The sequence below is a fragment of the Aeromicrobium sp. CnD17-E genome, assembly GCF_024124745.1.
Taxonomy (GTDB): domain Bacteria; phylum Actinomycetota; class Actinomycetes; order Propionibacteriales; family Nocardioidaceae; genus Aeromicrobium.
The window spans coordinates 1-9,877 of the sequence record NZ_JAMXRU010000109.1 but is presented as its reverse complement, the minus strand read 5'-3'; the positions used below and the strand labels follow the sequence as shown (position 1 = coordinate 9,877).

The 9,877-nt window shown below is 69.8% G+C and carries 13 protein-coding genes and 1 tRNA gene; 4 read left to right on the top strand and 10 right to left on the bottom strand.

What is annotated here, in order from left to right; genetic code table 11:
- Positions 1-166 precede the first annotated feature (166 nt).
- The gene (locus tag NH339_RS15510; RefSeq protein WP_253026940.1) at positions 167-628 is read right to left on the bottom strand and encodes a GatB/YqeY domain-containing protein; all 462 of its coding nucleotides are present in this window, start codon (positions 626-628) and stop codon (positions 167-169) included.
- Positions 629-685: 57 nt separating this feature from the next.
- Here NH339_RS15510 and NH339_RS15505 point away from each other — a divergent pair, with 57 nt between their 5' ends.
- A complete protein-coding gene (locus NH339_RS15505) occupies positions 686-1,627 on the top strand; it encodes a metallophosphoesterase (protein WP_253026939.1) in 942 nt (313 codons plus the stop codon).
- 10 nt (positions 1,628-1,637) lie between these two features.
- Positions 1,638-1,714: transfer RNA gene (locus NH339_RS15500), tRNA-Pro, on the top strand.
- 155 nt (positions 1,715-1,869) lie between these two features.
- On the opposite strand, the gene NH339_RS15495 is transcribed toward NH339_RS15500, so the two are convergent.
- The 6 genes from NH339_RS15495 to NH339_RS15470 form a co-directional block, all read right to left on the bottom strand.
- Positions 1,870-2,370, bottom strand: coding sequence for a hypothetical protein (locus tag NH339_RS15495; RefSeq protein WP_253026938.1), 501 nt, complete (start codon positions 2,368-2,370; stop codon positions 1,870-1,872).
- Positions 2,371-2,532: 162 nt separating this feature from the next.
- A complete protein-coding gene (locus NH339_RS15490; RefSeq protein ID WP_253026937.1) occupies positions 2,533-2,964 on the bottom strand; it encodes a DUF4265 domain-containing protein in 432 nt (143 codons plus the stop codon).
- Between the two features lie 114 nt (positions 2,965-3,078).
- Entirely contained in the window at positions 3,079-3,576 is a 498-nt protein-coding gene (locus tag NH339_RS15485; RefSeq protein WP_253026936.1) for a hypothetical protein, read from the bottom strand.
- Between the two features lie 177 nt (positions 3,577-3,753).
- Entirely contained in the window at positions 3,754-4,005 is a 252-nt protein-coding gene (locus NH339_RS15480; RefSeq protein WP_253026934.1) for a hypothetical protein, read from the bottom strand.
- 136 nt (positions 4,006-4,141) lie between these two features.
- Positions 4,142-4,690, bottom strand: a complete 549-nt coding sequence (locus NH339_RS15475; RefSeq protein ID WP_253026932.1) for an immunity 26/phosphotriesterase HocA family protein — start codon at positions 4,688-4,690, stop codon at positions 4,142-4,144.
- Positions 4,691-4,764: 74 nt separating this feature from the next.
- Positions 4,765-5,274: a hypothetical protein gene (locus NH339_RS15470; RefSeq protein WP_253026930.1), complete on the bottom strand. Its 510-nt coding sequence runs from the start codon at positions 5,272-5,274 to the stop codon at positions 4,765-4,767.
- Positions 5,275-5,517: 243 nt separating this feature from the next.
- Between NH339_RS15470 and NH339_RS15465 the strand changes: the two genes are divergently transcribed.
- Both NH339_RS15465 and NH339_RS15460 read left to right on the top strand, forming a co-directional pair.
- A complete protein-coding gene (locus tag NH339_RS15465) occupies positions 5,518-6,207 on the top strand; it encodes a hypothetical protein (RefSeq protein ID WP_253026928.1) in 690 nt (229 codons plus the stop codon).
- 15 nt (positions 6,208-6,222) lie between these two features.
- Positions 6,223-6,822 (top strand): hypothetical protein, encoded by a 600-nt coding sequence (locus NH339_RS15460; protein WP_253026926.1) that lies wholly within the window; start codon positions 6,223-6,225, stop codon positions 6,820-6,822.
- Positions 6,823-6,828: 6 nt separating this feature from the next.
- Here the strand turns inward: NH339_RS15460 and NH339_RS15455 are convergent, their stop codons facing one another.
- The 3 genes from NH339_RS15455 to NH339_RS15445 all read right to left on the bottom strand — a co-directional run.
- On the bottom strand, positions 6,829-7,893 hold the full coding sequence (locus NH339_RS15455; protein WP_253026924.1) for an ATP-grasp domain-containing protein: 1,065 nt from the start codon (positions 7,891-7,893) through the stop codon (positions 6,829-6,831).
- On the bottom strand, positions 7,886-9,226 hold the full coding sequence (locus NH339_RS15450) for a hypothetical protein (protein ID WP_253026922.1): 1,341 nt from the start codon (positions 9,224-9,226) through the stop codon (positions 7,886-7,888). Before NH339_RS15450 ends, NH339_RS15455 begins: the two co-directional genes overlap by 8 nt.
- Positions 9,219-9,877 (bottom strand): O-methyltransferase (locus NH339_RS15445; RefSeq protein ID WP_253026920.1); only part of this gene is annotated, 659 nt, incomplete at its 5' end. The genes NH339_RS15445 and NH339_RS15450, both read right to left, overlap by 8 nt.

Here is a 9,877-nt window from a genome sequence, read left to right as displayed (position 1 = left end):
CGGCGACCAGGCCCGCGGCGGTGACCAGCCTCGCGGTGGCAACCGTGGCGGCGGCGACCAGGCCCGCGGCGGCGGCAACGGAGGCGACCGCCCCGGTCGCTGAGCAGACGCAGCGCGTCGTCCGGTCGGGCCTGAACGGTCCGACCGGACGACGTTGCCCGACGACTCAGGCGCCGAGTGCCTTCTTCACCTCGGCCGCCACGACGCCACCGTCGGCGCGACCCTTGACCTGCGGCTGCAGCGCACCCATGACGCGGCCCATCGCCTTCATGCCGTCGCCAGCCACGCCGAGCTGGTCGATGGTGGCCGTCACGAGCTTGTGGACCTCCTCGGCGGTGAGCTGCTCGGGCAGGTACTCGGCGAGGATCGCGGCCTCGTCGCGCTCCTTCTGCGCGAGCTCCGGACGCTGGCCGGCGTCGAACGCCTCGGCCGCCTCGCGACGCTTCTTGGCCTCGGAGGTGAGCACACCGAGGACGTCGTCGTCGCTCAGCTCGCGCGCCTCCTTGCCCGCGACCTCGGCATTGGTGACGGCCGTGAGCACCATGCGCAGCGTGCCGGCGCGCAGGGAGTCGCGGGCCTTCATCGCGGCGGTGAGGTCGGTACGGAGTCGGTCCTTGAGCGCTGCCATGGCGCCATCCTCTCACCGACCTCGCCGGGGCTCCCCGTCCCGACCTAGGCTGGTGGCATGAGGGCGACGGTGGCGGTACCGCTGGGGCTGGTCGGTGCGGGCGCAGCCGGCGTGGGGTACGGCTGGCTGGAGGCGCGCTGGTTCGCGCTGCGGCACGTGTCGGTGCCGGTGCTGGCGCCGGGCGCCGACCCGCTGACGGTCCTCCACCTGTCCGACGCGCACCTGGTGCCCAACCAGGGACGCAAGCGCGACTGGCTGCGCGGTCTGGCCGACCTCGAGCCCGACCTCGTCGTCAGCACCGGCGATCACCTGGCCCACCACGACGCGGTGCCGCCACTGCTCGAGTCCTACGGCGAGCTGCTCGAGCGCCCCGGCGTGTTCGTGTTCGGCTCGAACGACTACTTCGCGCCGGTGCCGAAGAATCCGCTGCGCTACCTCGTCGGCGGCACGGGCACCCAGGCGGGCGGTTCGTGGAACCGGGAGCCGACGCTGCCGTTCGAGGAGCTGCGCTCGGGGCTCGTCGGGTCCGGCTGGCTCGACCTGAACAACACCACGGGCCACCTCGACGTCGGCGGGCGTCCGTTGGCGTTCGCGGGGGTGGACGACCCGCACCTCGAGCTCGACGACCTCGACGCGATCCCGCCGGCAGCGGAGCTCGGCCCCGACGCCGAGCTGGCGGTGGCGGTGGCCCACGCGCCGTACCTGCGCGTGCTCGACCGCGCGTCGAGCCAGGGCTACCCGCTCGTGCTGGCCGGCCACACCCATGGGGGCCAGCTCTGCGTCCCGTTCTACGGCGCCCTCGCGACCAACTGCGACCTCGACCGCAGACGGGTGAAGGGTCTCAGCACGCACCAGGCGGTCGACTCCGAACCCTCCTGGCTGCACGTGTCCGGCGGCCTCGGCACGTCGCCCTTCGCCCCCGTGCGGTTCGCGTGCCGACCCGAGGCCACCCTGCTCACCCTGACTGGGGTAGACTCGTCGAGGTCGTCCTCCCGCTGAGGATGACGGCCGGGGTGTGGCGCAGCTTGGTAGCGCGCGTCGTTCGGGACGACGAGGCCGCAGGTTCAAATCCTGTCACCCCGACCATCAGTTCGACGTGAGAACCTCGGACCTCCTCGTGAGGTTCGAGGTTCTTCGTCTGTCGGGGCATCCGCCCGTCGGGCTCGACGCGGGCCTCGAGCCGTCGCCCTCCGTTCGCGCCGCTGGGTCCGCGCGTTGAGTCGTCGTCGCACGTACGCCGGTCATGCGTCGTCGTCCTCCCACGACCTCAGAGGAACGCCTGGCTCGAGCCACAGTCCGTCCTCCTCGGCACTGGCAACCGCTCTCTCGCAAGGGATGTCGGCCCCGACGTACATGTACAGGTCGTAGCCGAAGGCGATCTGCAGCCGACCGTTGACAGCCTCGAGAGCGCAGTCGAGCTCACCTCGCAGGTTGCCCCGGACGATGGGTCCCACGTCCGACCGGACGACAAGCTGGCCAGGAGACAGCGCATAGTCGGCACCCTGGCTCCCGAGGAAGGCAACGCGGAACAAAGAGGCCGAGGTCACCACGGCGAAACGCACGACCGCAGCGATGTAGGTGTTCTCGACGCGGACGTACTCCTGATTGGATAGAACGATTCCGTTGAACCGTTCTCCGATATCAGACATGCCGATCCACGACTCCCAGCCCTTTTGTCCCCGCAGCTGTTCTTCGTACCGACACACACGCCACGAGTGCGAAAGCGGGCTCATTAAGGTCATCACTTTCCAACCTGGAGGAGATCGCCGTTCGCGTCAAGGCCGCCGTCCCGTCGCGATCGTCCTTCGCCGTCGGGCCTTCGACTCGCTGATCGGTTCGCCGAGGAGCAGCCAGCCGACCGGTAGTTCCGTTCCCATGCCCGCGTGGATGGTCGACGGCGCACATCACCCCGCGTTCGACGGCCCCACGCCGAGATCGAAGTACCAGTGATCGTCACGATCCTGTCCGTCGCGCAACGTCTGCAACACCAGCTCCGGCTTCACAGACGCTGGAACGACGACCGTGACCAGACTGTGTTGGGTCGCGTGGGCATCACAACCCAGTGAGCGGAACACGCCGACTGCGTCCTCGTCAGTGCATTCGCCATGGGTCGAGACCCGCGCCAGCCAGTTGTCTGACGGCTCGAGGACTTCAGTGACCCACAGCTGGTCGCCCTCACCCATCACCTTCACCACGTTGACGACGTCACCGGGCGCCAGTCCGTACGCGAACACCGGAGCACCCAGGATGCGGCACCGGCCTGGGCTCTCGCGCACCGCGTCAAGCTCTTCGACCTCGAACGGTGGGTACCCGTCGTCGTCACGCTCGAGACTCACGTACACGTGAACATGCGCCGTCACCGCGGGTCACCTCCCTCCGACCCCCGAGCTGCCGCAACATCCGAGCTCATGTTCGTCGCACGAGTGAGCTCGTCGACGTGCGTGCGCTGGTCAAGCGTCGTCTTCCTCCCACAGAGCGAGAGGTACGCCTGGATTCAGCCAGAGGCCGTCCTCTTCCGCCCCGGCAACGGCTGCCTCGCACGGAGTGTCGGACGCGACGTACATGTACAGGTCGTACCCGAAGCTGATCTGCATCCGACCGTTGTCAGCTTCGAGAGCGCAGTCGAGCTCACTTCGCAGGCTGCCCCGCACGATGGCTCCCAGATCGGACCGGACAACGAGCTGGCCAGGAGTGAGCGCAAAGTTGGCATCCTGGCGCCCCAAGTAGGCAACCCGGAACAAGGAGGCCGAGGTCGCGACGGCGAAACGCACCGCCGCGGCGAGATAGGTGTTCTCGACACGCAGGTACTCCTGCTCGGACAGGACGATCCCGTTGAACCTTCTTCCGATGTCGGGCACTTCGACCCACGACTCCCACCCCGGGCCCCGCAGCTGTTCTTCGTACCTGCTCACACGCCAGGAGTACGGCAGCGGGCTCAGCAAGGTCACGATGGTCCACCCTGGAGGACGTCGCCGTCCGGGTCAAGGCCGACCGACCCCGGGCGGATGACTCTCGTCTCCAGGTGTGTGACCCGCTCTGCACTCTTCAACGCACCTGATCGGGTGTACCCGTCAAGGTCCCTGGCGATGACGCGTCCCTGCCCAGGCGCGGCGCGGGACCGGGGTTCAGTCTTCGACCTCATCGTCGAGCGGCGGCAGCTCGGCCAGCTCGATCACGGCTGCCGTCCACCGGGCGTACACGGCGGCGGGCATCGGAGCCTGACGCAGAGGAGTGATCGTGCCGTTCGCCACGCGCACTTCCGCGAGCAGACCACCGGTCGCCGACATGTCTGTCAGCTCGACTCCGTACCCGTCCTCGCTAGCAAGGGAGATGATCAACAACTCGTAGAGGATTCCCTCGTGCGTGAAGTACTCCACTACAGGAACCTCATGAACTTCCCCGCCTCGCTGCGCAGCGCGCCCAGGCCTGGACCGTGATTATCAGCGACCCGCCCGCCGACTTCGCGTCACCGCGATCCTACTTCTCCTGGGAGCACGGGACGATCACCAGACTCTACGACTGATCGACACCTTCCTCGCCAAACACCATGGGCTCCGTGACGATGTTCGCTGGCAACAGCGGGTCGTACACCTCGAGCCACGGCTCGAGGCCGTGAAGCGCCTTGAACGCCTTCTCTAGCCGCATGGGCGACACCGTGGTGATGTTGGGCAGCGTCTCGGCTTCGTCAGAAGTGGCCAGACGTCGACGAGTTTCGCGATAGTCCGTCACGTAGACCGTGGGGGGCATGCCGATCGCGACCTTGCTCGCTGGCAAGTGGAGCGGATCCGGAACGTCCGCAACTCCAAGAATCGTCCAGAAGCCGTGATAAAGGCGCGCATCCAACGAAGAGCCCGCGATCACGATCGGGCTCTGAATCGCCGACTGCCAGGCCATCTCCACCTCGTCATCGGGCACCATCTGCTCGAAGAGCACGATGTAGAGGATCTTTTTACTCTTCATAGTGGCAATCTGACCGATCGCAGTCCGGCCGTCGCCCAGGGGCACAGCGAAGACCGTGCCTTCAACAGCTTCAGGCGCTTCCGCCCACTCATTCGAGATCACTTCCCGCCGACTCGTCGTGCTTTTCGCCTATCCGGTTCCGCTTGTTCATGGACTCGTCGCCGCACGTGTGCCGGTCACGTATCGTCGTCGTCCCACCGCCGGAGAGGAAAGTTGGGCGTGAGCCAGAGGCCGTCCTCTTCGGCACCGGCGACTGCTCTCTCGCACGGATCGTCGGCCGCGACGTACATGTACAGGTCGTACCCGAACTCGATGTGCAGCCGATCGTTGACAGCGTCGAGACAGCAGTCGAGCTCACCTCGCAGATTGCCCCGGACGATGGGTCCCACGTCCGAGCGGACGACGATCTGGCCAGGAGTCAGTGCAAAGTTCGCATCCTGGTGGTGCAGCCAGGAAACCCGGAAGAACGTGGCCGAGGTCGCCACGGCGAAACGTACGACCGCAGCGATGTAGGTGTTCTCGACGCGGAGATACTCCTCGTCGGACAGGACGATCCCGTTGAACCTGTCTCCGACATCGGCCTTGTCGATCCACGACTCCCAGCCCTTGTGTCCCCGCAGCTGTTCTTCGTACCGACACACACGCCACGAGTGCGGCAGCGGACTCAGCGAGCTCAGCATGGTCATGATGGTCCAACCTGGAGCAGGTCGCCGTCCGGGTCAAGGCCGACCGCCCCTCCGGTGGTCGACACCGTCGTCACAGCCGACAACGAGCACAGCGTCGCCCCGGTCTCACCGAGGACCGCGCCAAGGGGGCTTCGCGCACTCGAGGGCGTTCCGGTGCTTGCAGGGGTCGATCCCCGCGAACGAGCACCTCGCACCGTGGGCGTCGGGCAGACTGGCCGCGTCGTCGTGTCCGCGGGAGGTCGCATGGTCGGGTCGCTGTGGCGCGACCAGCGCGCCGCGCTCGTGCTGACCGGTCTCGCGGCCGTCGCCGCGCTGGCCTGGATCGTCGTCGGCGTGGCCACGCCGACGCGCGGCGTGGTGATGCTCGGTCCGGTCGACTCGGGACGGTTGAGGATCTTCCTCGTCGGGGCAGCCGCGACCGCCGCTGCAGCAGCCATCGTGCTGGTGCTGCTGCGCCAGGCTCGGCGCCGGGGCGGCGCGGCTGCGGTCGCCTGCGGACTCGGGGTCGTCGCAGCCGCCACCAGCCGGCTCGCGACCTGCGCGATGTGCATGGTCGTCAGCGTGTTCGAACCGAGCTACGAGCGGGTGGCCCTCCCCGGCAGCTGTCCCGCTGTCGTCGTCCCGCTCGCTGAGGGCCCGCTGATCGCGAACGACGTCACCTACGTCGCCGTCCTCTCGGGCGTCGGCTCGACGTTCCGCCCCATCCCCCACGCTGCGCCACCGGCCGACACGTTCGCCCTGTGCCGAGAGGGCCTCACCGTCGCGCAGACCCAGGCGGGCCCCGTCCTGCGCTACCCGGCCTTCGGCGGCGGCGAGGCGGAGGTCGCGCTGCCGACCCAGCGAGGGGACGACGACCGTCCTGTCGTCCCGGGAGACGGCACACGCGTTGAGCTGGTCGCGGCGCACCTGCGAGACTCGCGACACAAGCGATGACGTGAGGGGACGGGCGTGAGGTCGAGGGCGCGGTGGCCACGGCTTCCCGAGGTCCTGCTCGGCGGGCTGGCCGTGCTGGCGGGCGCGCTCTGGGCGGTTCTCGGTGTCGTCGTTCCCGAGGGCGGCGTCCTGATGATCGGGCCTCTCGACTCCGGACGGGCACGGATCATGATGGTTGCCGCTGCCGTCGCGCTGGCCCTCTGGACCGCGATCGTCGCGCTGATGCGACTCGCAGACCGGAGCGGGGACGTGGTGGCACTCCTGTGCTGGTCGGCGACAGGTCTGTGCGTACTCGGGTGGCTCGGGACCTGGGCGGTGTGCGGCCTGGACAGCGCTTTCGAACCTCGGTACCAACGACTCGACGTGCCCAACGGAGGTCCCGCCGTGGTGCTGCGACTGTACGAGCTGCAGGCCGCCGACGACGGATTTGTCGGCGTGACCGTCCTCGTCGGGGACGGTCCGGTGCTGGCCCCTCTTGACGTCCAGGCACCCGACGCGGACGCTGCGCAGGGGGTAGCGCCGGAGTGGGGGGTCGAAAGCACGCAGGCGGGCCTCGTCCTGCGTTACCCCGCGGTCGGGGGCAGGACGGTAGCCGTGCCGATCACAGCACGCTGAACAGCCTCACCGGCGGGTGAGGGTCCGCTCGACCGCGGACACGAACAGCTCGGGCAGCGGTGTGCCCCCGGCGGCCGCCATCATCACCACCACGCTCGACGGGGCGAACGAGCAGTAGAGGCCGGCCTCGAGAAACCACGGGCGGCCCTCGGGGTCCACGCGGAAGTCGAAGAGGCCGTAGTCGCGGCAGCCGAGCGCACGGAACGCGAGCGCTGCGGCCTCCTGCACCGCGGGCACGACAGGGTCGTCGTCGGCCACCATCCAGGCGTGGTCGTGGGTCTTGGCGACGAGCGCGAGGTCGTCGCCCGACCCGGCGAGCTTGTCGGCGCGGTCGCGGATCGGCTTGTGCTGCGCATCGACCGCGTACTCCTCCAACGGGAGCGCACGCAGGCCGTCGTCCGTCTCGAGCACGGCACAGCGGACCTCCCGACCCAGCGGCACGAAGCGCTCCAGGAGCACGTCGCCGACGGACGTCTCGCGCGCTGCCTCGACGACGGCGGCCCGCAGGTCGGCGCGGTCGCCGACGAGGGCGACGCCGGTGGAGTTGTCGGCGTCGACCGGCTTCACCACTACCGGCAGGCCGACCGCCTCCACCGCGTCGTCGAGGAGACGCTCGTCGACGTCCGGGTGGCCGCGCACGACCCGGCCCGGCGGCACGTCGACACCGGCGGCCGCCACCACCGCCCTCGTGCGCTCCTTGTGCGCCGCGAGCGCCATCACGTCGGCGGAGTTCCCGACGAACGGCACCCCCAGCACGTCGAGCAACGCACGGTAGGTCGTCATGCCGGCGATGCAGAACAGCTGGGGCAGCGCCACGTCGGGGGCGATCCCCCGGACCAGACCCACGGCCTCCGCCAGCTCCACCGGCTCCGCCGCCTCGATCGCCTCTCGGCTCAGGTCGGCGGGGAAGCGCCACCGACCGTCGGGCCCGACCCACACCACCACGTGGTCGTAGCCAGGCACGTCGGCGAGCGCCTCGAGACAGCCGCCGGCGTACAGCCGCGAGAGATCGGCGAAGAACTCGTCGGTGGGCGACCCGACGAGGTGCAGCACCGTGCGTCGCTCAGTCACCGGCGGCCTCCACGAGCTTGCCGATGTTGAAGTCGATGCGGATCCAGTCGCGACCCCGCACCAGGCTGCGTGCCAGCAGCACCGGGACCTGGCGGTGGTGCTCGAGCAGGAACGGCCACGGGTCGCGCACCGACCAGATGGCGTCGCGACCCTCGAGCACGACGCGCAGCGTGCTCCGCCGCGGACGCTCGCGCACCAGGAGCCGCCAGAGCTCGTGGTACAGCCAGTACGTGGGCCGGCTGCCGGGGAGCGGCTGCAACGGCTCGCCCTCGTGGTCGGGCCCGAGGTACGCGTCGGCGAGGCCGGGGTGGCCGTCGAGCATCGTGATCGCCGAGTGGGTGCGCGGGTTGCACTCGATGGCGTAGGGCGTGCCGTCGGCGGCCTCGATGAAGTCGAACGAGACCTGGCCGGTCAGGCCGAGCTCGCCGACGAACCGTTCCACCCACTCCCGCACGCGCGGCCGCTCGACCATCGCGTAGTTCACCTGGAACGCCGACGACGGGCAGCACAGGTGCACGCGCAGGCGCCCGTCGACCACCGTGCCGTGGGTGCACAGCTCCTCGCCCTCCACGAGCTCCTGCAGGATCCACGGGTTTGACGGCGAGATCGGCAGCGCGGCCACGTGCCGGCGCATCGCCTCGCGGTCCTTCGCAGTCGGGCCGAACGGGAAGGGTGTGAGGTCGAGCCGGTGCACCGGGTCGTAGGCGATGCTCTTGAGGATGAACGGCCGCGGGCGGCTCGCGAAGTCGAAGGCCATGACGTCCTCGACGTCGTGCACCTCGTGCGTCTCCGGGACGCTCAGGCCGAGGGCGGCCGCGCGGCGCGCGAACGCCGCCTTGTCGTCGAGCATCACGACCTCCTCGGGCTCGAGGTGCAGGACGCGGCAGCGGGTCTCGAGCACGGCCTTCGCGCGGGCGTCCGCGATGGCGGTCGCCGGCGCGCAGACCGGCACGTAGACGTCGACGCCCTCCTCCTCGACGACCCGCAGGAGCGCCTGCGCGTAGGCGGGATCGTCCGGCCCCGGGATCGTGCGGAACACGTCGACGCTGCGCGACGCTCGGTGCCCCGTCCAGCGGTACTTCTCGGCCTCGACCAGCACCACGCGGTGCCCCGCAGCGTGGAAGGCACGGCACAGGGCGAGGGCCTTCGTCATCTTCCCCCCGCTGACCATGACGGTCAGCGGCGGACCGGACCGGACGGCTCGCCGCTCGTCCTGCTGCCGCGCACGTCCGAGGAGCGCCGCTCCGGTCGTAGCCGCAGCCGCCACGGGCGCTGCCAGCGACAGCAGCCCGAGCGCGCCGAGTGACTTCGCCGCCGCCCGCACCTCAGCCATCGACCCTCCGCTGCAGCAGGGTGAGTCCGTCGCGCACGGGCAGGACGACCTGCACGAGCGACGGGTCGGACGCCACCCGCTCGTTGAACGCAGCGATCACCCGACCCTGCTCCTCCTCGCGCTCCGACCGGGGCGGGGCACCGTACGCGACGCCCTGCATCAGCGTGTTGTCGACGGCCACCAGAGCACCGTCGGCCAGCAGCCCGCGCTCGAGGAGCAGGTCGAGGTAGGCCGTGTAGCCCTCCTTGTCGGCGTCGATGAACACGAGGTCGAACGACTCCTCGAGCCGTTCCAGCGACGCCAGCGCCGGTCCCTCGAGCAGCTCGACCCGACCTCCGTCGTCGGAGCGGCCGAACGCCTCACGGGCCACGGCCGCGGCACGCGGGTCCGCCTCGCACGTGACCACGACGCCGTCGGCCGGCAGCGCCTCGGCCACCGCGAGCGCCGCGTAGCCGGTGAACGTGCCGATCTCCAGCACACGACGCGCGCCGCTGAGCCGCACCAGCAGCTGCAGCAGCGCCGCCTCGACGTGTCCGCTGACCATCTCCGGCTCCAGCTGGGCAGCGCCCGGCGGGTGCTCGCCCCACCGGTGCCCGGCCGTCGCGCGCGCGAGCTCGGCGAGCTGCGCCGACTCGGGCGAGGTGCTGGCCG

What these genes read in the sequence shown, in the direction of transcription:
- NH339_RS15510 (WP_253026940.1), bottom strand. Translation starts at nt 628, where the DNA reads ATGGCAGCGCTCAAGGACCGACTCCGTACCGACCTCACCGCCGCGATG.
- NH339_RS15505 (WP_253026939.1), top strand. Translation starts at nt 686, where the DNA reads ATGAGGGCGACGGTGGCGGTACCGCTGGGGCTGGTCGGTGCGGGCGCA.
- NH339_RS15495 (WP_253026938.1), bottom strand. Translation starts at nt 2,370, where the DNA reads ATGACCTTAATGAGCCCGCTTTCGCACTCGTGGCGTGTGTGTCGGTAC.
- NH339_RS15470 (WP_253026930.1), bottom strand. Translation starts at nt 5,274, where the DNA reads ATGACCATGCTGAGCTCGCTGAGTCCGCTGCCGCACTCGTGGCGTGTG.
- NH339_RS15465 (WP_253026928.1), top strand. Translation starts at nt 5,518, where the DNA reads ATGGTCGGGTCGCTGTGGCGCGACCAGCGCGCCGCGCTCGTGCTGACC.
- NH339_RS15450 (WP_253026922.1), bottom strand. Translation starts at nt 9,226, where the DNA reads ATGGCTGAGGTGCGGGCGGCGGCGAAGTCACTCGGCGCGCTCGGGCTG.